The sequence below is a fragment of the Nonomuraea sp. NPDC050227 genome (assembly GCF_044459705.1).
GTDB lineage: Bacteria > Actinomycetota > Actinomycetes > Streptosporangiales > Streptosporangiaceae > Nonomuraea.
The window spans coordinates 178,132-199,591 of sequence record NZ_JBITJF010000002.1 but is presented as its reverse complement, the minus strand read 5'-3'; the positions used below and the strand labels follow the sequence as shown (position 1 = coordinate 199,591).

The 21,460-nt window shown below is 73.9% G+C and carries 19 protein-coding genes; 9 read left to right on the top strand and 10 right to left on the bottom strand.

The genetic code is table 11. The features are described 5' to 3' along the window. Positions 1-59: 59 nt before the first annotated feature. The 7 genes from hpaD to ACIBK9_RS08110 are packed head-to-tail and all read right to left on the bottom strand — an operon-like array spanning position 60 to position 8,341. Positions 60-920: a 3,4-dihydroxyphenylacetate 2,3-dioxygenase gene (gene hpaD, locus ACIBK9_RS08140; RefSeq protein WP_397156228.1), complete on the bottom strand. Its 861-nt coding sequence runs from the start codon at positions 918-920 to the stop codon at positions 60-62. Then, positions 920-2,356 (bottom strand): aldehyde dehydrogenase family protein, encoded by a 1,437-nt coding sequence (locus ACIBK9_RS08135; protein ID WP_397156226.1) that lies wholly within the window; start codon positions 2,354-2,356, stop codon positions 920-922. Before ACIBK9_RS08135 ends, hpaD begins: the two co-directional genes overlap by 1 nt. After that, complete coding sequence (locus ACIBK9_RS08130; protein WP_397156224.1) at positions 2,353-3,840, bottom strand: GMC family oxidoreductase; 1,488 nt, start codon at positions 3,838-3,840, stop codon at positions 2,353-2,355. Before ACIBK9_RS08130 ends, ACIBK9_RS08135 begins: the two co-directional genes overlap by 4 nt. Further along, positions 3,827-4,513, bottom strand: a complete 687-nt coding sequence (locus ACIBK9_RS08125; RefSeq protein ID WP_397156222.1) for an ABC transporter ATP-binding protein — start codon at positions 4,511-4,513, stop codon at positions 3,827-3,829. Before ACIBK9_RS08125 ends, ACIBK9_RS08130 begins: the two co-directional genes overlap by 14 nt. Next, positions 4,510-5,199, bottom strand: a complete 690-nt coding sequence (locus ACIBK9_RS08120) for an ATP-binding cassette domain-containing protein (RefSeq protein ID WP_358286125.1) — start codon at positions 5,197-5,199, stop codon at positions 4,510-4,512. The genes ACIBK9_RS08125 and ACIBK9_RS08120 overlap by 4 nt, the downstream gene beginning before the upstream one ends. Further along, the gene (locus tag ACIBK9_RS08115) at positions 5,196-7,082 is read right to left on the bottom strand and encodes a hypothetical protein (protein ID WP_397156219.1); all 1,887 of its coding nucleotides are present in this window, start codon (positions 7,080-7,082) and stop codon (positions 5,196-5,198) included. The genes ACIBK9_RS08120 and ACIBK9_RS08115 overlap by 4 nt, the downstream gene beginning before the upstream one ends. Further along, positions 7,082-8,341, bottom strand: coding sequence for an ABC transporter substrate-binding protein (locus ACIBK9_RS08110; RefSeq protein WP_397156217.1), 1,260 nt, complete (start codon positions 8,339-8,341; stop codon positions 7,082-7,084). The genes ACIBK9_RS08115 and ACIBK9_RS08110 overlap by 1 nt, the downstream gene beginning before the upstream one ends. Before the next feature lie 277 nt (positions 8,342-8,618). Between ACIBK9_RS08110 and hpaE the strand changes: the two genes are divergently transcribed. Beyond that, a complete protein-coding gene (hpaE, locus tag ACIBK9_RS08105) occupies positions 8,619-10,085 on the top strand; it encodes a 5-carboxymethyl-2-hydroxymuconate semialdehyde dehydrogenase (RefSeq protein WP_397156215.1) in 1,467 nt (488 codons plus the stop codon). Positions 10,086-10,159: 74 nt separating this feature from the next. Then, on the top strand, positions 10,160-11,254 hold the full coding sequence (locus ACIBK9_RS08100; protein WP_397156213.1) for a glycerophosphodiester phosphodiesterase: 1,095 nt from the start codon (positions 10,160-10,162) through the stop codon (positions 11,252-11,254). A gap of 103 nt (positions 11,255-11,357) precedes the next feature. Here the strand turns inward: ACIBK9_RS08100 and ACIBK9_RS08095 are convergent, their stop codons facing one another. Beyond that, the gene (locus ACIBK9_RS08095) at positions 11,358-12,197 is read right to left on the bottom strand and encodes a DUF1206 domain-containing protein (RefSeq protein ID WP_397156211.1); all 840 of its coding nucleotides are present in this window, start codon (positions 12,195-12,197) and stop codon (positions 11,358-11,360) included. Positions 12,198-12,263: 66 nt separating this feature from the next. Further along, positions 12,264-13,052, bottom strand: coding sequence for an SDR family NAD(P)-dependent oxidoreductase (locus tag ACIBK9_RS08090; RefSeq protein ID WP_397156209.1), 789 nt, complete (start codon positions 13,050-13,052; stop codon positions 12,264-12,266). Between the two features lie 66 nt (positions 13,053-13,118). Here ACIBK9_RS08090 and ACIBK9_RS08085 point away from each other — a divergent pair, with 66 nt between their 5' ends. Together ACIBK9_RS08085 and ACIBK9_RS08080 are read left to right on the top strand one after the other, a co-directional pair. After that, the gene (locus tag ACIBK9_RS08085) at positions 13,119-13,889 is read left to right on the top strand and encodes a MoaF C-terminal domain-containing protein (protein WP_387669562.1); all 771 of its coding nucleotides are present in this window, start codon (positions 13,119-13,121) and stop codon (positions 13,887-13,889) included. A 12-nt stretch (positions 13,890-13,901) separates the two neighbouring features. Further along, positions 13,902-14,294: a nuclear transport factor 2 family protein gene (locus ACIBK9_RS08080; protein WP_358286112.1), complete on the top strand. Its 393-nt coding sequence runs from the start codon at positions 13,902-13,904 to the stop codon at positions 14,292-14,294. A gap of 41 nt (positions 14,295-14,335) precedes the next feature. Here the strand turns inward: ACIBK9_RS08080 and ACIBK9_RS08075 are convergent, their stop codons facing one another. Next, positions 14,336-15,271 (bottom strand): TIGR03619 family F420-dependent LLM class oxidoreductase, encoded by a 936-nt coding sequence (locus ACIBK9_RS08075; protein ID WP_397156206.1) that lies wholly within the window; start codon positions 15,269-15,271, stop codon positions 14,336-14,338. Positions 15,272-15,367: 96 nt separating this feature from the next. Here ACIBK9_RS08075 and ACIBK9_RS08070 point away from each other — a divergent pair, with 96 nt between their 5' ends. The 5 genes from ACIBK9_RS08070 to ACIBK9_RS08050 are packed head-to-tail and all read left to right on the top strand — an operon-like array spanning position 15,368 to position 21,434. Further along, positions 15,368-16,561 carry an ABC transporter substrate-binding protein gene (locus ACIBK9_RS08070; protein ID WP_397156204.1) on the top strand — a complete coding sequence of 398 codons (1,194 nt, stop codon included), beginning with the start codon at positions 15,368-15,370 and terminating at the stop codon, positions 16,559-16,561. Next, positions 16,561-17,418, top strand: coding sequence for a branched-chain amino acid ABC transporter permease (locus tag ACIBK9_RS08065; protein ID WP_352327194.1), 858 nt, complete (start codon positions 16,561-16,563; stop codon positions 17,416-17,418). The genes ACIBK9_RS08070 and ACIBK9_RS08065 overlap by 1 nt, the downstream gene beginning before the upstream one ends. Continuing rightward, positions 17,405-19,162 (top strand): ATP-binding cassette domain-containing protein, encoded by a 1,758-nt coding sequence (locus ACIBK9_RS08060; protein ID WP_397156201.1) that lies wholly within the window; start codon positions 17,405-17,407, stop codon positions 19,160-19,162. Before ACIBK9_RS08065 ends, ACIBK9_RS08060 begins: the two co-directional genes overlap by 14 nt. Further along, positions 19,159-19,869: an ABC transporter ATP-binding protein gene (locus ACIBK9_RS08055; protein ID WP_397156199.1), complete on the top strand. Its 711-nt coding sequence runs from the start codon at positions 19,159-19,161 to the stop codon at positions 19,867-19,869. The genes ACIBK9_RS08060 and ACIBK9_RS08055 overlap by 4 nt, the downstream gene beginning before the upstream one ends. Next, positions 19,866-21,434 (top strand): amidohydrolase family protein, encoded by a 1,569-nt coding sequence (locus ACIBK9_RS08050; protein WP_358286100.1) that lies wholly within the window; start codon positions 19,866-19,868, stop codon positions 21,432-21,434. Before ACIBK9_RS08055 ends, ACIBK9_RS08050 begins: the two co-directional genes overlap by 4 nt. Positions 21,435-21,460 lie beyond the last annotated feature (26 nt).

Genomic DNA, 21,460 nt, shown 5'->3' with positions numbered 1-21,460 from the left:
CCACCGGGAGATCAGCCCCGCCATCCAGAACCTCCGTCTGTCCTATTTCACATATGATTTCAGATCTTATCGTACGCGGGCACGGGGAAGTCCACGACCACCTGCCCGGTTCCGGTCGAGCCGAAGTACGGGCACAACTGCTCCCCCCGCCCCTTGTACGACCGCCACCCCAGCAGCCCGAACAACATCGCGGTGTCGGCCATCGCGCCCTCCCCCGCGCAGCGCACGTTGTAGTCGGGCAACATGTCCAGGAACTCGCCGATGCGCCCTTCGGCCCACATGTCCAGCACGGCCATGTCGATCTTCCGGTTGAGCGGGCTGCTGACCTCGTTGAGCAGCGACTCGGCGGTCTCGTTGGAGGGGAAGGCGTGCGAGAGCGAGCCGCTGGCCAGGAAGGCGACCCGGCGGTCGCTCTGCTGGATGCCGCGCAGCAGCGCCTCGCCGATGCGCCGGTTCTCGTCGATCGAGGAGTGGACGTTGCAGCCGATCGGCAACACCCGCACGGCGGAGTCCTCGTTCATGAAGTGCATCGGGACCAGCGTCGCGTACTCCAGGCCCAGGTCGCGGTAGGTGTGCACGAGCGCCTTCTGCCCGCCGGCGGCGATCTCGGCGCGGATCAGCTCGGCCAGCTCGGGGTCGCCCGGGTAGTCGTAGTCCAGGTCGTGGATGAAGTGCGGCAGCTCGTGGCTGGCGTAGGAGTCGCGGTGGCGCTCCTTGCCGTTGAGGTGGAAGCCGATGCTGTTCATCCAGTGGGTGTCGGCGATCAGGTACGTGTCCACCCCCAGCTCCCGCGCCCGCCTGCCGACCTCGGTGAGAGCCAGCTCGGCGGGCCGGCGGATGCCGAAGTGCCTGCCCGGCTGGATCGACAGCCAGATCGACGGCACATGCGTGACCTTGGCTGCCAGGACGAGCTCTCCCATCACACCCTCCCCAGGTGCGTCCAGACGCCCTTGACCTCGGTGTAGGCGTCGATGGCGTACGGGCCCATCTCCCTCCCCCACCCGCTGGCCTTGTAGCCCCCCCACGTGGTGGCGGCGTCGGGCACATGGATCATGTTGATGAACACGGCTCCCGCCCGGATCCGGGCGGCCAGGCGGTGGGCGGTCGACAGGTCGTTGGTCCAGATGGAGGCGGCCAGGCCGTACTCCAGTCCGTTGGCGCGGCCGGCGATCTCGTCGGGGTCGTCGTAGGCCAGCACCGGGATGACGGGCCCGAACACCTCCTCGCGGGCCACGGCCATGGCGTCGGTCACCTCGGCGAACACGGTCGGGCGGTAGAAGAAGCCGGGGCCCTCGGCGCGCCTGCCGCCGGTGACGAGTTGCGCGCCATCGTACAGCGCGCTGCGGACGTGGGCGTCCACGGCCATCAGGTGGTCCTCGCTGATCAGCGGGCCGAGGTCGGTGGCCGGGTCGAGGCCGGGCCCGACCTTGAGCGCGTCGGCCGCGGCGGCCATCTTCGAGGTGAACTCGTCGACGCGCTTGCGGTCGACGTAGAAGCGCGAGTACGCGGCGCAGACCTGGCCGCTGTTGAACAGCGCGCCCTGGACGTTGCCCGCCACCGCGGCGTCGATGTCGGCGTCGGCCGCGATGATGCTCGGGGTCTTGCCGCCGAGCTCCAGCGTCAGGCGCTTGAGGTTGTCCGCGCCGGCGTGCACGAGCGAGCGGCCGACCGACGTCGAGCCGGTGAAGGAGATCTTGTCCACGCCCGCGTGCCCGGCCAGCGCCGCGCCGGTCTCCGGGCCGCCGGTCAGCAGGTTCACCACGCCGGGCGGGAAGCCGGCCAGCGCCATCAGCTCCACCAGCCGGACCGTGGTCAGCGGGGTCTGCTCGGCGGGCTTGACGATCACCGTGTTCCCGCAGGCCAGGGCGGGGGCGAGCTTCCAGGCGGCGATCATCAGCGGGAAGTTCCACGGGGTGATGAGCGCGCACACGCCCACCGGCTCGCGCCGGGTGTAGTGCAGGGTGTCGGGGTACGAGACGGGCAACACCGAGCCCTCGATTTTCGTACACCATCCTGCGAAATATCGGAAATGTTCGGCGGTGCCGGGGACGGTCACGTTCCGCGCCACCGCCAGCGGCTGGCCGTTGTCCCTCGTCTCCAGCTCGGCCAGCTCGTCGGCGTGCTCCTCCACCAGGTCGGCCACCTTCCACAGCAGCCTCGCGCGGGCGGCGGCGGGCAGCTCGGCCCAGGCCGGGTCGTCCAGCGCGGCCCTGGCCGCCGCCACCGCGCGGTCCACGTCGGCGGGGCCCGCCTCGGCGCACTCGGTGATGACGGTGGCCTCGGCCGGGTCCAGCGTGGCGAACGTCGCGCCGTCCGCGGCCGGGCCCCAGGCGCCGCCGATGTACAGGCCGGTCATGAGCCGATCTCCTCTCGCACCATGTCCGCGCACCGCTCGCCGATCATGATGGCGGGCGCGTTCGTGTTCCCTGACGTGACGGCGGGCATCACCGAGGCGTCGGCGACGCGCAGCCCGTCGATGCCGTGGACTCTGAGCCGCTGGTCCACGACGGTTCCCATGGCGCAGGTCCCGACCTGATGGTGGTAGGTCACCAAGGTCCTCTCTATGTGCTCGGACAGTTCACGGTCACCGGGAAAGAGCTCCGCGCCCGCCCATTCCCGCAGGGCGGCGGCGTGGGCCAGCTCCCGGCACAGCTCGACGGCCGCGCGCATGCACGCGCGGTCGGCGGCCGCCTCCAGGTAGGCGGGGTCGATGTGCAGCGGGGCGTCGGGGTCGGCCGAGGTCAGCGCCAGATGGCCCCTGCTCTCCGGCCGGACGATCCCGGCCATGAGGGTGAAGGCGTCCGGCGGGCCGGTCATGCCCTCGTCGTACAGGGGGATGTGGAAGAACAGCGGCTGCACGTCGGGGCCGGGCAGGCCGGGACGGCTGCGCCAGAAGAGCTGGCTGTGCATCGGCTGCAGGCCGGGCATCGCGGGCGGCACGGGCCGCCGGGCGGCCACGATCACCGGGACGAGCGCGTGGTCGTGCAGGTTGCGCCCGACGCCGGGCAGGTCCTCCACCGCCTTGATGCCGTGCCGGCGCAGCTCGGCCGCGTCGCCGAGGCCGCTCAGCAGGAGCAGGCGCGGCGACTCGACGGTCCCGGCGCTGAGCACGACCTGGGCGGCGGCCCCGACCTGGTGCAGGCGGCCGCCCTGGCGATACTCCACGCCCACGCACCGCCGCCCGCGCAGGAGCAGCCGGCGGGCGCGGGCCCCGGTGCGGATCTCCAGGACCGGCCGGTCGCAGCGCGGGCGCAGGTAGGCGTCGGCCGTGCTGTGCCTGCGGCCGTGCCGGATGGTGAGCTGGCAGAACCCGGCGCCGTCGGGACGCTCGCCGTTGCAGTCGGGGTTGAACGGCAGGCCCTGCTCCACGGCGGCCGCCACGATCGCCGCGTTGACCTGGTGCGGCGCGTAGTCGGCGATCACCCGTACCGGCCCGCCGGCGCCGTGGTAGTCGCCGGGCCCGCGGTCGAAGTCCTCCAGCCGCTTGAAGTACGGCAACACCTCGCGGTACGACCAGCCGGGCCCCCAGGCGTCGTAGTCGGCCGGCGCGCCCCTGACGAAGATCATGCCGTTGAGCGAGGACGAGCCGCCCAGCACCTTCCCGCGCGGCCAGTGCGGACGCCGCCCGCCCAGCCGCCGCTGCGGCGCCACCCGGTAGTCGTAGTCCTCGGCGCCGCCCCACAGCCGGAACACCCCGCCGGGGTCGTGGATGTCGGGGTTGACGTCGGGGCCGCCCGCCTCCAGCAGCAGCACGCGCAGCGCCTCGTCGTCGGCCAGCCGGCGGGCCACCGCGGCGCCCGCCGAGCCCGCGCCGACCACGACGACGTCAAAGGTCTCCATCGCCCGCTCCCAGATAGGCCGACCGCAGCCGGCCGCGCAGCTCGTCCGGCGTGCCGCGCAGCACGACCCGGCCCCGGTCCAGCACGTGCACGCGGGTGGCCAGCTCCAGGGCGAGCCGGGTGTACTGCTCGATGAGCAGCACCCCGGCCCCGGCCTCCGCGAGCGCGGCCAGGGCGGGGACGAGCCTGGACACCACGGCGGGGGCCAGGCCGAAGGACAGCTCGTCCACCAGCAGGTAGCGCGGCCCGCCGGTGACGGCCTGGGCCAGGGCGAGCATCTGCTGCTGGCCGCCGGACAGCGTGCCGGCCCGCCGGTCGCGCAGCCCGGCCAGCTCGGGGAAGGCGGCCAGGGCCGGTCCCGGGTCGGGCCCGGCCACGCGCAGGTTGTCGGCCACGCTCAGCGAGCGCAGCACCCGGTGCCCCTCGGGCACGGCGGCCACGCCCAGCGCCCGGACGCGTTCGGGGCGCAGCCCGGTCAGCTCGTCGCCGTCGGCGCTGACCGCGCCCGCCTCGACCGGCAGCAGCCCGGCCACGGCGAGCACGAGCGTGCTCTTGCCCGCGCCGTTCGCGCCGAGCAGCGCGGTGATCTCGCCGGGCGGCACGTCCAGCGTCACGTCGTGCAGCACCTCGCGCCCACCTCTGCGCACGCGCAGCTCGCGCACCTCCAGGCTCACGGCGCCTCCCCCAGGTAGGCGGCGCGCACCCGCTCGTCGGCCAGCACCGCCGCGGTCGGGCCGGCGGCGACCAGCCGGCCGAAGTCCAGCACGGCCGTGGTGGCGCAGACCTCGCCGACCAGGGCCACGTCGTGCTCGATGAGCACCACGAGCGCCCCGAACCGGTCCGGCACGGCCGTCACCACCTCGGCCAGCGAGCGCGACTCCGCCTCCGACAGCCCGGCGGCCGGCTCGTCGAGCAGCACGATCCTGGGCGTGCCGACCAGGGCGCGGGCCAGTTCGAGCCGCCGCCGTTCCGGCAGCGTCAGCTCGCCCGCCGGGCGTCCGGGGTCGCTCAGGCCGCAGAACGCGAGCAGGCCCTCGTCCTGGCCGCCCAGGTGGTCGGCGGCCAGGCGCAGGTTGCCGGCCACGCTCAGCTCGGCGACCACCTGCTCCTGCTGGAACGTGCGGCGCAGCCCCCACCTGGCCCGCCGGTGCGGCGCCAGCGCCAGCAGGTCGGCGCCGCCGGCCGTGACCCGCCCGGAGACCGGCCGGACGAAGCCGGACAGCACGTCGAACAGGGTGGTCTTGCCCGCGCCGTTGGGCCCGATGAGCCCGCACAGGCCGGAGTCGAAGGTCAGGGTGACGCCGTCCAGCGGGCGCACGCCGCCGAAGCGCACCCGCAGGTCCTCGATCTCCAGCCTCATGCGGGCCGCCGCAGGTCCTCTAGCTGCCCGCCGATGCCGCGCGGCGCGGTGACCAGGGCGTGCACGGTGCCCGCGCCGAAGACGACGAGCATGAGGTTGCCGTCGAGCCCGGCGGCGTCGAGGGCGGCGGGCACGACCTGGCCGACCACGCCGGACAGCACCACGCCGGTCAGCCCGTACGCGCCGCCGACCAGGACGACGGCGAACAGCAGCACCGAGTCCGAGGCCCGGAACGAGATCGGGTCCAGCCGCCCGGTGTTGGCCGCCAGCAGCGCCCCGGCGGTCCCGGTGACGAACGCCGCCAGCGCGAACGCCCACACCTTGTACCTGGTCAGGGCCACGCCGACGGCCAGCGCGCCGGCCTCGCCGCCCCTGATCGCCGCCCACGCCCGGCCCGGCCGCCCGCGCTGGTGCAGCACGACCAGGACGAGCGCGAGCACCGCGCACAGGACGGCGAACCGGAAGAACCCGGCGTCGGAGGAGGCCATCGAGGGCCGCGGCATGGCCTGCTGCGTCCCGCTGCCCGCCACCCGGCCGAGGAACCCGGGCCCGCCGTCGGGGAACCCGGTCGCCGAGAACGCCACCTGGAACGCCCCGCCGGCCATGAGCGTCACCAGGGCCAGGTCCACGCCGGACAGGCGCAGCGCGGGCAGCCCGTACACGATGCCGACCAGGCAGGTGATCGCCCCGGCCGCCAGCACGACCAGCGGGAACGGCCATCCGGTGGCGAACGCCAGCCGCAGCGCCACCCAGCCGCCGACGCCGAGCAGCGCCACCTGGCCGAGCGAGACCAGCCCGAGCCGGGCGTACAGCAGGGCGATGCCCGCGGCGGGGATCACGAAGATGACCGCGGAGGTGAGCACCCGCACCCAGTAGCCGTCCACGGCCAGGGGCACGAGCACCGCCAGCGCCGCGGCCCCGGCGGCCAGCCCGAGCACCACGCGCAGCACCGAACGGGCGTCGCCGGGCGGCAGCGGCCGGGTCCGCGACGGCGGCGCGGGCTCGGCCGGGCGCACCTCGACCGTGCCGCCGCGCCTGGCCCGCGCCCCTGTGCGCTGCAGCCACAGGATCGCCGCGACGGCCACCGCGAACGGCGCGACCGACCGGTACGGCGCGGTCTGCTCCCACGCCCCGCCCAGAGCCTCGGCCAGCCCGATCGCCAGCCCGGCCGCCAGCGTGACCGGCAGCGACCTGAAGCGGCCGACCACGCCCGCCGCCAGCGAGGCGATCACCAGGAAGGTCAGGGTGCCCGCCTCCAGCCGGGTCAGCGAGCCGAGCACCAGCCCGGTCAGCCCGGCCACCGCGCCGCCCGCGGCCCAGGTGACGGTCTCGACCCGCCGGATGGGCACGCCGAGCAGCGCGCTGATCTCGCGGTCGTCGGCCAGCGCGCGCATGGCGGTGCCGAAGCCGGTCCGGCGCAGCAGCACGGCGGTCCCGGCGGTCAGCGCCACGGCCAGGGCCAGCGCGAGCGCCTGGGTGAGCGTGACCCGCGCGCCGCCCACGTCGAACCCGGCCGTGTCGGTCGGCAGGGTGAGCGTGCGCGGGTCGTCGCTCCACGTCCAGTAGCACAGGCCGAGCAGCACGAGCGCGAGACCGAGCGTGCACACCGCCTTGACCAGCGGGTCGCGGGCGGCGACGAGCGGGCTGACCAGGCCGCCGTACAGGCCGGACAGCAGCGCCGACAGCAGCGGCGCGGCCGCCAGCGCGGGCGCGACCGGCCAGCCGTCCTGCAGGAGCTGCCAGGACAGCAGCGCGCCGATCGCGCCGAGCGCGCCGTAGGCCAGATTGAGCACGCCCGTGGCGCGGTAGAGCACGACGATGCCCACGCCCGACAGCGCGTAGACGGCGCCGAGGGCGAGCCCGCTGATGACGAACGGCAGCATCAGCCGGTCAGCCCCAACTGCTTCTCCTCCCGCAGCAGCGGCGCGAGGTCGGGGTCCTGGGTCGGCGTGCAGTCCTTGATCTTCGACCAGCCGCCGCCCTTCATCGTGACGTAGCGGGTGTCGTGGTTGGCGTTGTGACGGGCGGCGCGGCCGAAGTACCAGGGGGCGCAGAGCAGGTCGCTGCGGAAGCCCTTGACCTGCGACAGGGCCCGGCTCACCGAGGCGCGGTCGATCGTCCCGCCGGTCCTGGTCAGGGTGTCGACGAAGATCTTGGCGGCCAGGAAGCCGCCCTGGGAGAAGGAGTCGCGGGGGGCCTTGTCGTCGGCGTACTCGTCCATGACGCGGCGCCAGAGCTTGTTGTCGGGGGTGCCGGCGTCGAGCATGGTGAACTCGGAGTTGGACACGAAGCCCTCCCAGTAGCCGCCGACCTGGCCGGGGAAGGTGGTGTCGTAGCAGGGCGTCAGGCAGACGAAGGTGACCTTGTCCTTGAGTCCCTGCGCCTGGGCGGCCTTGAGGATGGCGGCGTCGTCGGGGGCGGGGTCCTGGAGGATGATCGCGTCCGGGCCGCCCCGCATGGCTTCGAGGAGCACGGCGGTGGCGTCCTTGACGCCGGGGTCGTGCAGCACGTCGCCGGCCGAGGTCAGGCCCTTGGTCCTGAGGTAGGCGCGCACGCCGTCCTGGGTCCAGTCGCCGACGCCGGGCACCCGGTTGCTGATCTGGGCGACCCGTCTGGCGCCCTTGACCTCGACGGCGTACTGGGCGGCGGCCACGGCGCTGACCCTGGGGCCGGCGTTGACCGGGGCGATGCGCGGCGACTCGAAGCACGCCCTCGGCACGCCGACCGCGAGCACGTCGAACAGCCCGTTCTGCTCCCAGATCGGGCCGGAGACGCCACAGGCGACGAAGCTGGAGCCGCCGACCAGGGCGACCAGGTCGCGGTTGCCGGCCAGCTTGGTGGCCAGGGCCGAGGCCTTCTGCGGGTTGAGGCCGTCGTCCTCGACGAGGTACTCGACCGGACGGCCGCCGATGCCGCCGCCGGCGTTGACGCAGTCGAAGTACGCCTTGGCCGCCTTGGTGGCCGAGCTGAAGTCGATGCCGCCGCTCGCGGTGACGATCGCGCCGACGGTGATCGGGGTCCCGGTGGCGGGCTTCCCCGTGCCGCAGGCCGTTCTGGCGGCGCCGCCGTCCTGGCCGGTGCCGCAGGCGGAGACCACCAGGGCGATCGCGGCCCACCACACCAGGCGTCGTGGACATCGCATACGCATCCTCCTCGAAGCGCCGTGCGTCCAGCCCCGATGGACAAATCATGTACGACATCAGATATTTCTGTCCATAGGTTCCCCATGTATCATCGACGATGTCCTATACGATTTGACGGGGTTGCGAGGGGCCTTCCGCTGGGCCTTCCACCTGGGCAATCATCGTGGCGGGGCGGAGGAGGAGTGCCATGACAGGGCGGTCCGGCCGCACGTCCGACAGGGGATCGATCGCACCCGTGGCCGGGGGGCCGCCGTCCCAGTGCAAGGAGATCGCCCGTTGAACCTGGAGCACTACATCGACGGGGCCCACGTGCCCAGCGTGTCCGGCCAGACGTTCACCTCGCTGGAACCCGCGACCAACCGCCCCGCGCTGACCGTCGCCTCCGGGGACGCCGAGGACGTCGACCTGGCCGTGCGTGCCGCGCTCAGGGCGTTCACCGACGGGCCGTGGCCGCGGATGCCGGGCGAGGAGCGGGCGGCGGTGCTGCGCGGCATCGCGGCGGCCATCGAGGCGCGCGACGAGCGCATCGCCGAGCTGGAGTGCGGCGACACCGGCCTGCCCATCACCCAGGCCAGGGGCCAGGCCCGGCGGGCGGCGCACAACTTCCGCTTCTTCGCCGACGTCATCAGCAGCCTGGGCGAGGACGTCTACCGCGTCGGCTCGGCCCAGCTCAACTACGTCGTGCGCAAGCCGGTCGGCGTGGCCGGGCTGATCACGCCATGGAACACGCCGTTCATGCTGGAGACCTGGAAGCTCGCGCCCGCCCTGGCGGCCGGCTGCCCGGTGGTGCTCAAGCCGGCCGAGTGGTCGCCGCTCTCGGCCAGCCTGCTGCCGGAGATCATGGAGGAGGGCGGGCTGCCGACCGGCGTGTTCAACCTCGTCCACGGCATCGGCGAGCGGGCCGGGGCGGCGCTGGTGGCCCATCCCGACGTTCCGGTGATCTCCTTCACCGGCGAGACCGCCACCGGCCAGACGATCATGCGCGACGCCGCCACCGGCCTCAAGACGTTGTCGATGGAGCTGGGCGGCAAGTCCCCGCTGCTCGTCTTCGACGACGCCGACCTGGACCGGGCGCTCGACGCGGCCGTCTTCGGCGTCTTCTCGCTCAACGGCGAGCGCTGCACGGCCAGCTCGCGGGTGCTCGTCCAGGACACCGTCTACGAGGAGTTCGTGGCCCGGCTCGCCGAGCGCGCCGCGCGGGTGCGCGTCGGCCCGCCGCACGACCTGGCGACCGAGCTGGGCGCGCTCATCCACCCCGAGCACTACGAGCGGGTCATGTCCTACGTAAGGGCCGGCGTCGAGGAGGGAGCCCGCCTGGTGGCCGGCGGCGGCCGCCCGGACGGCCTGCCCGAGGGCAACTTCCTGGCCGCCACGGTCTTCGCCGACGTGACGCCCGCGATGCGCGTCTTCCAGGAGGAGATCTTCGGCCCGGTCGTCTGCGTCACTCCCTTCGCCACCGAGAAGGAGGCCCTGGAGCTGGCCAACGCCACCCGGTACGGCCTGGCCGCCTACGTGTGGACCAGCGACCTGCGCCGCGCCCACCGCCTGGCCCAGTCCGTCGAGGCCGGCATGCTCTGGATCAACTCCCAGAACATCCGCGACCTGCGCACGCCCTTCGGCGGCGTGAAGGCCAGCGGCCTGGGCAGGGAGGGCGGCCGGTACAGCATCGACGTCTACACCGAGGCGCACATCGTGCACGTCGCCACCGAGGACCTGCCGATCCCCCGCTTCGGCCTCGGCTGAACCCGTCCCGCCACGTCCTTCACTGTGCGCCCGGGCGTAACGTCCGGGCCACCTCGGCGGTCTACCGTGCCCGCATGACGACGCGCAGGTTGTTCGCGAGCGTGCTGGCCGCCGTCCTGGCCGGCGGTACGGTCGCTGTCGTGCTGACCCAGACGCCATCCGCCACGGCCGAGCGCCGCGGCCAGGCCCCCGTCGTGATCGGTCACCGGGGCGCGAGCGCCCACCGGCCCGAGCACACGCTGCCGTCCTACGAGGCGGCCATCGCCATGGGCGCCGACTACATCGAGCCCGACCTGGTCTCCACCAAGGACCACGTGCTGGTCGCCCGGCACGAGAACGAGATCTCCGGCACGACCGACGTGGCCGCCCACCCCGAGTTCGCCGATCGGCGCGCCACCAAGGCCGTGGACGGCCGGCCGGTCACCGGCTGGTTCACCGAGGACTTCACGCTGGCCGAGCTGAAGACGCTGCGGGCCAAGGAACGCGTGCCCGACCTGCGGCCGGACAACACCGCCTTCGACGGGGTGGCCGAGATCCCCACGTTCGAGGAGGTCGTCCAGCTCGCGCAGCGGCACGGCGTCGGGGTCTATCCCGAGACCAAGCACCCGACGTACTTCGACTCGATCGGCCTGTCGCTGGAGGAGCCGCTGCTGGAGGTGCTGAACCGGTACCACGTGCGCAAGGCGTACATCCAGTCCTTCGAGACGGCGAACCTGCGCGAGCTGCGCGGACGGACGCGGCTGCCGCTCATCCAGCTCATCACCTCGGGCGGCGCGCCCTACGACTGGGTCGCCGCCGGCAGCACCCGCACCTACGACGACATGGTGACCCCCGACGGGCTGCGCGAGGTGGCCCGGTACGCCGCCGGGATCGGCGTGGACACCCGCCGGGTGGTCCCGGTGGACGCCGCGGGCGCGACGCTGCCCCCGACCACGCTGGTCCAGGACGCCCACCGCAGGCGGCTGGAGGTGCACGTGTGGACGATCCGCAACGAGAACTCCCAGCTGCCCGCCGACCACCGCAGGGGGAACCCGGCCAGCCCGGTCTACGGGCGGGCCACCGGCGACGTGGCCGGCTGGCTGGCCAGGCTCATCGAGCTGGGCATCGACGGCGCGTTCTGCGACGACCCGGCGATGGGCCGCGCGGTGGTCGCCGGACGCCCCTCCTGACCGCGCACACACGAAGCGGCGGGCCCCTCCTGACCGGGGCGCGCACACGAAGCGGCGGGCCCCCGTGCCGGGGACCCGCCGCCGGTTCGCCGCCGGGACGGCCTCAGGTACGGCGCCAGCGGGACTCGCCGAAGCAGTAGCCCGCGAACAGCAGCAGCCCGAGGGCCACCACCGCGAGCAGCCACGGCCCCACCGGCGTGTCGGCGAAGCGCCGCAGGGTGGCGTCGATGCCGCCCGCCTTGTCGGGGTCGAAGGTGACCGCCGCGTAGCCGACGAAGACGCCGGCGCCGCCGGTGATCACGCCGCGGGCGATGTAGCCGGCCTGGCCCAGCCGTTCCATCACCTTGCGGGCCTTGGGCGACATGCGGCCGAGGTCGAGCTCGCGCTCGAACTTCTTGGTGACGCCCTCGTGGATCCAGTAGACGCCGAGGGCGACGATGCCGAGCCCGATCAGGCCGACGATGACCTGGCCGCCGGGCAGGTCGAGCAGCTTGCTCGTCAGGTTCTGCGACTGCTTGTCGTCGGACTTGGCCTGACCGGCCAGCAGCACGCTCAGCAAGGTCACGCAGATCAGGACGTACACGCCGGTGCGGAAGGCCGACTGCGCGCGGTCACTCGCCTTGCGGTGACTGAACAGCGCCTCCGACGCCTGCCACAACGCCAGCCCGGCGAAGCCGACCGTCATGATCCACAGCAGCACCTGGCCGAAGGGCAGTCCGGCGATGGTGGTGATGGCTCCCGACTTGTCGGCCTGGCGCGAGCCGTCGCCGAAGGCGATCTGCAACGCCAGCACGCCGATCAGCGCGTACAGCACGCCGCGGCAGGCCAGCCCGATGCGGGCCAGCGTGGTCATCGCCGGGCTGTCCGCTGCTCTGCGGGCCGCGTTCTTGGCCTCGCGGCCCGCGTCCATGGCGTCGCGGCCCGCGCTCTGTGCGGTGCTCACCGTTCCTCCTGGGGGTTTGCGGAAGAACTCCCTTTGCCCGGGAAACGGGGTCCTAGGCGTCGCCGATCAGTCGAAGGCGAGGGTGGGCAGGTCAACGGCCGTGGCGCCGCCGTCGGCCACGACCACGCTGCCGGTCATGACGGCGCTGTCCGGCGAGGCGAGGAACAGGCAGATCGCGGCGATCTCGTCGGCGGTGGCCGGGCGGCGCAGCGGCACGTCCTTGGTGACCAGCTCGTACGCCGCGTCGCGGGTGATGCCGTCCCGGCCGACCAGCACGTCCATCTCCTCGTCGGCCATCGGCGTGCGCACCCAGCCGGGGCACAGGCAGTTGGCCCGGACGCCCTGGGGGCCGTAGTCGCGGGCGATCGAGCGGGTCAGGCCGATGAGCGCGTGTTTCGTCGTGACATATCCAGATACGGCCGGGCCGGCGGCCAGGCCCGCGATCGACGACACGACCACGATCGCCCCCTTGGCCCGCACCAGCGCCGGCAGCGCCTCCCGGCAGGTCACGAAGCAGGTGTTGAGGTTGGCGTCGAGGCTGAGCCGCCAGGACGCGTCGTCGGTCTCACCGACCGGCCCGCCCCCGTGACCGCCCGCGTTGGCCACCACCACGTCGAGCCCGCCGAAGCGGCCCAGGCACGCCTCGACCGCCGCCCGCGCCTGGCCGGTGTCGGACATGTCCGCGCAGGCCACGGCCGCCGCGTCGCCGAGGTCCGCGGCCACCTCGGCCAGCGGCCCGGGACGCCGCCCGGTCAGCATGACCGAGGCGCCCTCGGCGGCGAACCTGCGGGCGGTCGCCGCGCCGATGCCGGTGCCCGCCCCGGTGATCAGCGCGACCTTTCCCTTGAGCCTCATCGCCTACTCCTTTGCAACGGGAAGCTATATGATTTCATAGACGAATTCGTGGAGGAAGGAGCGGCCATGACCGATCGCCCTGCCGGTTGGAAGAACATGGACGATTTCGCGCCCGGGATCGCCACGAACCGCCTTCCGGCCACGTACGCGCTCGCGGGCACCGAGGTGGACCTCACCTTCGACGACGGCAGCAAGACGTCCCTGGCCTTCGCCGGTCGGTACAAGCTGCACGCCGACGGCGGCCCCGCCGAGCCGTACGAGGCCGTGGCCATGCGCGAGGACCTGTTCTACGTCGGCCGCGCGCACGCCGAGCGGCCCCGCGAGTACACGGTCACCGTCCTGCACACCAGCACGGGCCGGGCGCTGCGCGTGGTCTCGGTCATCGCGCCCGAGCCGGTCCCGGGGCAGCCGCGGGTGTCGCAGACGTTCACGCCCGGCGTGATCGAGGGCCGGGAGGTCACCGGCGAGCCGCCCGCGCCGACCCGCGAGCTGATCGGCCGCCGGGCCCTGTACCGCTACAGCCCCGAGCACCTCTACGAGCACGTCTACCTCAGCTCCGAGCGCTACGCCTGGCAGTGCCTGGCCGGCGCGCAGCGCGGCCACGGCGACGTCGATCTCGCCGCCGCCTGGAAGATCGCCGACGGCCTGTACGTGTTCACCTTCCGCGAGTTCCGCATCCCGGTCGCGGCCACCTGGCTCTACGACTGGACGGCCCTGCGCACGGTCGGCACCTTCTTCGGCCTGTCGGGCGAGGGCGAGATCCACCACTCCCCCGGCGGCGCGCACATCGAGCCGCTGGGTCAGGTCACCTATCCGGCCGGTGAGGAACCGGTCTGAGGAGAAACACAGATGAGCGACAATCTCGACGCCGTACGCGCCTCCTACGCGGCCTCGGCGGCCGGCGACGTGAACGGCATCGTGTCCCTGCTGGGCCCGCAGGCCCGGTGGACGGAGATGGCCGGCTTCCCTTACGCGGGCACGTACGTGGGGCCGCAGCAGGTGCTGTCGGAGGTGTTCGCCAAGCTGGGCAGCGAGTGGGACGGCTACCAGGCCGAGCCGGAGGAGTTCGTGGACGGCGGCGACGTGGTCGTCGTGATCGGCCACTACAGCGGCACCTACCGCGCCACCGGCAAGTCGATGAGGGTGCGCTTCACCCACGTCTGGCACCTGGCGGACGGCGTGGCCACCCGGTTCGAGCAGTTCACCGACACGGCCCTGGTCCGGGAGGCGCTCGTCCCATGATCCCGTCGCGCGGCCGGATGAGGGCCGGCCGCGCGACGTCCTCAGCCGGTCAGCTCGCCCACGCGGCGCATGACCTCGCGGCAGAACGCGCCCACGCCGTCCGGGTCGTCGATGAACTGCGACGGCTTGATGCAGAACGTGGTGTACCCCTCGGCCATCCGGGCCGGGATGTGCTCCAGGGCGGGGCCGAGCGGCGCGCAGGAGACGGCGTCGGGGAAGACGGCCCGCGTGCCGCCGGCCAGCTCCAGCTCGCCGATGTCCCGGCCGGCCGCCTTCATGCCGTCGGCCAGGGCCTTCATGTCCTCGGCGGGCGGGTAGCCGAGCGGGTTGAACCCGCTGCCCCAGCGGGTCATCCGGCGCAGCAGGGGGCCGCTCATCCGCGCGCCGCCGAACCACAGCGCGGGCCCGCTCTCCCGGTACGCCTTCGGCTCGAAGTACACCTCGTCGAACCGGTAGTGCCGGCCGTGGTAGGTGACCGGCGAGTCCCGCCAGAGCAGCTCCCAGATCTCCAGGTGCTCGTCGAGGAGCTCGCCGCGCCGCTCGAAGGGCACGCCGAGCGCGGCGTACTCGTCGCGGCTCCAGCTCACGGTGGGCAGCACGACGAGCCGGCCCTGCGACAGCAGGTCGAGCGTGCCGAGCTCGCGGGCCAGCGCCAGCGGGTGGCGCAGCGGGGCGAGCACCGCGGCGGCGGCCAGGCGCAGCCGGGTGGTGACCGAGGCGACGGCCGCCAGCAGGCCCAGCGAGTACGGCCACGGCGTGAACGGGTCCTGGTTGCCGGGCAGCGCGTACTCGCGGGGGTTGGCCATGCGGCCCCGGGCGCCGGCGTCGGGGCCGAGCACCAGGTGTTCGCTGATCATGACCGAGTCGAACCCGGCGTCCTCGGCCTCACGCGCCCACCGGACCAGCACCGGCAGGTCGCGGGCCGAGGTCATCGTCCAGTTCTCGGACAGCACGAGTTGCATGCGCGGTTGCTTCATCTTGCATTCATACCCGAACGATCTTCAGCAAGCTAGCTCTTGAACCCAATCGTTTGGCACCTTACGATCCCTCCAAAATCCGCAGAGAGGTCGCCCATGATCCCCATGAGGGCACTCGCCGTCCCGCTCGCCGCCCTGCTGCTGGCCGCCGGGTGCGGCCTGTCCGACGACCCGCCGGCCGCCTCGTCCGGGGCCGCCGGCGACGTCATCAAGGTGGGCGGCGTCAGCTCGCTGAGCGGCGCGGTCACCTTCCCCGACTCCTCGGCCGCCGCCAAGGCCGTCTTCGACCGGGTCAACGAGCAGGGCGGCGTCAACGGCCACAAGATCGAGTACGTCAGCGCCGACGACAAGGGCGACCCGGCCGCCGCCGCCCAGGCCGCCCGGGACGTGGTCACCAACCAGGGCGTGGTGGCGCTGGTCGGCTCGGCCAGCCTGCTCGACTGCGCCGTGAACGCCCCCTTCTACCAGCAGTCGCGGATCGTCTCCGTGCAGGGCACCGGCGTCGACCCGACCTGCTTCGAGTCCCCGGCGATCTCCCCGGTGAACACCGGCCCGTACCTCAACATGGCGATCAACCTCTACTACGCCTCCGAGGTGCTCAAACGGGACAAGGTCTGCATGTTCCTGGCCATCCTCGGCAACACCAACGACGCCTACGGCGGGGCCGTGAAGAGCTGGACCGCGCTCACCGGCAAGAAGCTCACCCTGGACGACCGCACGGTCAAGCCGGACTCCGACCCGACGCCGTTCGTGCTGCGGGCCCGGCGGGAGGGCTGCCAGGCGGTCCTGTACAACGGCACCGAGCCGATGGCGATCTCCTGGATGAAGGTCGTCAAGCAGCAGCGCGTCAGCGGGATCGACTGGCTGATGACCACCGCCCCCTACACCGAGGCCGTCGCCAAGGCCCTGGGCGCCGACGGGGACGGCATGTACGCCAACGCCGAGTTCGAGCCGTTCACCGAGGCCGACTCGCCCGCGCTGAAGGACTGGCGCACGCTCATGACCTCGAAGAACGTGCCGCTGACCTCCTTCGGCCAGGGCGGCTACCTGGCGGCCACCTACTTCGTGGACACGCTGAGGACGATCAAGGGGCCGATCACCCGGGAGTCGGTGACGGCGGCCTTCCAGTCGCTCAAGCCCGTCCGGACCCCGATGACCGGCACCCCGTACGAGTTCGGGCAGGCCCCCAGGCACTTCTCCAACCGGGCCGGCAAGATCGTCCAGCTCAAGGGCGGCGCGTGGCACGTGGTCACCCGCGACTGGGTGCGCTACCCGGGGACGCTCGGCTGATGTTCCAGGGCCTGGTCTCGGGGCTGGCCGCGGGCGGCACCTTCGCCGCCCTCGGCCTCCTGCTCACCGCCATGTACCGGCTGACCGCGACGGTGAACCTGGCCGTCGCGGCGACCGGCGTGGCCGGGGTGTACGTGATGGCCGCGCTCGCCGGGACGGGGTGGCCGTACTGGGCGGCGGCCCTGGCCGGGGTGGCGGCGGGGGCGCTGGTGTCGGCCGGGTGCGGGTTCGTGATGACGCGGTGGTTCGCCGAGAGCGGGCCGCAGACCCGTACCGCGGTGTCGATCGCGCAGCTCATCGGCATCATCGCGCTGGCCTACATCGCCTTCGGCGACGAGCCGCGGGTGCTGCCGAACCCGGCCGCGGGCCGCGTCGCCACGCTGGCCGGGGTGGTGGTGACGCAGGGCGCGGTCGTGCTGCTCGCCCTGGCCGTGGTGATCGGCGCGGGCACCTGGCTGCTGCTCACCCGGACGCCGCTGGGCCTGCGCCTGCGCGCCATGGCCGAGCGGCCGGTGACCACGGAGCTGCTGGGCATCGGCACCCGGGCGCTCACCGTGACCGTGTGGGCCCTGGCCGGCGCGCTGTCGTCGCTGGTGCTGCTGGTGGTGGCGCCCGTGCGGTCGAGCGACATCCTGTCGCTGAGCATGCTCATCGTGCCCGCCTGCGCGGCGGCGCTGCTCGGCGGGCTGCGGCGGCTGGCCGGGGCGCTGGCCGGCGGCCTGGCGCTCGGGCTGCTCGAAGGGGTGCTCGCGGGGTCGGCGGTGGTGCAGCAGTACCGGGACGTGGTGCCGTTCGCGGCCATCCTGCTGATCCTGGTGTGGAGCCGGCGGCGGGAGGTGTGGGATGCGTCCCGCTGACGGGCCTGTGGCGCGGTGGGCGGCCGCGGGCGTCCTGATGGCGGCGGGAGCCTACGGGCTGGCCGCCGGGCTGCCGGCGTACTGGGTGTTCCTGGCGATGTCGGCGGTCATCTCCGGGGTGCTGCTGCAGAGCCTGGGCGTGGTGGCCGGGCAGGCCGGGATGGTGTCGCTGTGCCAGATGGCCTTCGCCGCCATCGGCGCCTGGACCACCGCCCAGCTCAACGTCTGGGGCGTCCCCGGCGGCCTGTACGTCTGGCTGCCCCTGGCGGGCCTGGCCGCCGTGCCGTTCGGGCTGCTCATCGGCCTGCCGGCGCTGCGGCTGCGCGGCGTGCACCTGGCGATCGTCACCCTGGGCTTCGCCGCGACCGTGGACGTCGTGATGGCCGCCAACTCCTTCCCCGGCGTCAGCCAGGGCGTGGTGGTGGGCCGTCCGGCGGGGCTGACCTCCGACCGCCAGTTCTTCCTGTTCTGCTGCGGCGTCTTCGCCCTGGTGGCGGTGGCGCTGGCGGTGGTGCGGCGGACCCGGCTGGGGGCGTCGTGGCGGGCGCTCAAGGAGTCCGAACGGGCCACGGCGGCGGCCGGGACCAGCGTGCCGGGGGCCAAGCTGAGCGCCTTCGCGGTGAGCGCCTTCATCGCGGGCGTGTCGGGGGCGCTGCTGGCCGGGCAGCTCGCCATGGTGGTCTCGCGCAACTTCGACCCGGGGCAGTCGCTGGTCGCCTACGCGGTGGCCGTGATGGCGGGCGCCCACCACGCCGAGGGAGCGCTCGTCGGCGGGGCGCTGGGCGTGCTGGTGAGCGAGCTGCTGCGGCGGTTCGGCGTGCCGCAGCAGTGGGCGAACGTCGTGTTCGCGGTGGGCGCGGTGCAGGCGATGACGCAGGGCTCGGGCATGAGCGACGGCCTGCGCGCCGCCCTGCGCTCCCGCCGTGCCCGCCGTGCCCGCCGCTCGCGCGGGTCCGGCGCCGGGCCGGACGTGCCCGCCGCGGCGGCGGCGCCCGAGCTCCCCGCGCCCGGCCCGGACGGACGGCCGCCGGCGTTGCGGATCGAGGGCGTCAGCGTGCGGTACGGCCAGGTCGTGGCCGTGGACGGCGTCGGCCTCACCGTGCTCGCCGGCGAGGTGCACGGGCTGGTCGGCCCGAACGGCGCGGGCAAGTCGTCCCTGGTCGACGCGATCAGCGGATTCGTGCCCGCCGGCGGCGGCCTGGTCGAGGTCGGCGGCGTGGCCGTCGCCGGGGCCCGGGGCGGCACGGCGGTCCACCGGCGCGCCAGGGCCGGGTTGCGCCGCACGTTCCAGCAGGACCGGGTGCCGGTGGGCCTGTCGGTGCGCGAGTACCTGCGCTTCGCCGCGCGCCGCGCCCTCAGCGACGCCGAGCTGGCGGAGGGCCTGGCCGGGCTGGTGGCGGCGGCGCCCGGCGACCCGATCGCCGCGCTCGACGTGGGCAGCAGGCGGCTGCTGGAGGTGGCCGGGACGCTGCTGGCCCGTCCCGCGGTCGCGGTGCTGGACGAGCCCGCCGCCGGCCTCGGGCACGCCGAGAGCGAACGGCTGGGCGCCTGGCTGCGCCGGGTTCCCGCCCGGTACGGCGCCGCCGTCCTGCTCATCGAGCACGACCTGGACCTGGTCAGGGCGGCGTGCACGGGCGTGACCGTGCTGGACTTCGGCCGCGTCATCGCCCAGGGCCCGCCCGCCGAGGTGTTCGCCGAGCCCGGCGTCCTGCGGGCCTACCTGGGTCAGGAGCCCGCCGCGTGAGCGGGCGGACGGGAGGCGACCCCATGGACCTCGTGCTGCGGGACGTGACCGTGGCCAGGGGCGGCCAGCCGGTGGTCAGGGGCGTGACGCTGACCGCCGCGCGCGGGCAGGTCACCGTGCTGCTCGGCCCGAACGGCGCGGGCAAGACCACGCTGCTCGAAGCGGTCTCGGGCGTGCTGCCCGCCGCCGGGGGCGAGATCGTCCTCGGCGGGACCACGCTGACCGGCCGGCCGCGCACCCACCGGGCCCGGCACGGCCTGGCGCACGTGGAGCAGGGCCGGGCCGTGTTCGCCACGCTCACCACGCGCGAGAACCTGGCCCTGGCCGGCGACCCTGGGCGCGCGCTGGAACTGTTCCCCGAGCTGGAACGGCGGCTCGACGTGCGGGCCGGGCTGCTGTCCGGCGGCGAGCAGCAGATGCTGGTGCTGGCCAGGGCCATCGGGACCGGTCCCGCGGCGCTGCTGCTCGACGAGATGTCGCTCGGCCTGGCCCCGGGCGTCGTGCGCCGGCTGCTGCCGGTGATCCGGCGGCTGGCCGACGAGGGCTGCGCGGTGCTGCTGGTCGAGCAGTTCGCGCACGCCGCCCTGGCCCTGGCCGACAGCGCGTACGTGCTGGCCCACGGCGCGATCACCTACGGCGGCGACCCCGCGCCGCTGCGCGAGTCGGATGCCGCGCTCAGGCGCGCCTATTTGGGAGATGATTCATGACGAACGCGGATCTTTTGCTGGTCAACGGGCGGGTGCTCACCATGGACCCGGCGCGGCCGTACGCGACCGGCGTGGCGGTGCGCGACGGCGTGATCGCGCACGTCGGCGACGCCGCCGGCTGGAGCGCGGCCGAGGTGGTGGACCTGCGGGGCCGCGTGCTGCTGCCCGGGATCAACGACTCCCACCTGCACGCCTGCGGCTACGGCCTGACCCGCCCGCCGTTCTGCGTGGACGTCGCGGTGGGGTCGATCGCCGAGGTGCGGGAGCGGGTCGCCGCCGCGGTACGCGCGGCCGGGCCCGGCGAGTGGGTGCGCGGGATCGGCTGGAACCCCGGCCGGCTGGCCGAGGGCCGGTCGCCGTCGAGGACGGACCTGGACGACGTCGCCCCCCACCATCCCGTCCTCCTCCAGGACTTCTCCGGCCACACGACGTGGGCGAACTCCGCCGCGCTCCGGCTGGCCGGCTTGCCCGACGACGGCGACGGCCTGCTGCACCACGGGGACCAGGGCCTCGTCCAGCGCCTGGTGCCGCCGCCGCCCGGCGGGCTGACGCGGGTGCTGCGCGAGGTGGTGGCCGAGCTGAACCGGGCCGGGATCACCAGCTTCACCGAGCCGGGCCTCGGGCCGGGCGGCGGGGAGGCGTTCGCGGGCGGCATGGGGCCGGGGGTGCTGGGCGCATACGCGGAGCTGGCCCGGGCCGGCGAGCTGACCGCGCGGGTGAGCGTGCTGGGCCTGCCGAGCCCGATGTCGGGCGCCTCGGTCGCCGACACCGCCGCCTACCTCGACCGCCTGCCGGACGACCTGGACGGGGTGGACGAGCGGCTGGTCCGGCTGCTGGGCGTGAAGGTGTTCGCCGACGGGATCCCGCCCTCGGAGACGGCCTGGATGCGGGAGGCGTACCCGTCGGGCGGGCACGGCTCGCTGTGCACGCACGGCGGCACGGACGCCGAGCGGGTCGCCGAGCTGGACGAGATCCTGCGCCTGGTGCACGTGGCCGGCCTGCAGGCGGGCGTGCACGTGGTGGGCAGCCGGGGCGTGGACGCCGTCGTGGACGCGCTGGCCGCGATCTCCCGCGAGCACCCGAGGGCCGACCCCCGCCACTACGTGATCCACGGCCAGTTCGCCTCGAAGCAGGCGCTGGCCACGCTCGGCGAGCTGGGCTACGGGATCAACCTCCAGCCGGTGCTGCAGCGCGTGGAGTCGGGCACCACGCGCGAGCTGTTCGGCGCGCGGGCGGCCGAGCAGGAGTGGCCGGCCCGCTCGGCGATCGACGCGGGCGTGCTGACCGCGTGCAGCTCCGACGCGCCGGTGACCGCGCCGGACTGGCGGGCGGGCGTGGCGGCGCTGGTCGACCGCGACGGCGAGGGCGTCTCGCTCGCCGAGGCCCTGGCCACCTATACGATCGCCGGAGCGCGGCAGGACTTCGCCGAGGGCTGGAAGGGCACGCTCACCCCGGGCAAGGTCGCCGACCTGTGCGTCAGCGCGGCGACGGCGGACGACGACGTCGTGGCCGCGCCGGTGGACCTGACGGTGTTCGGCGGCCGGGTCGTTTGGTCCCGTTCGTGAGCGGCGGACGTGAAGATTGTTAGGTA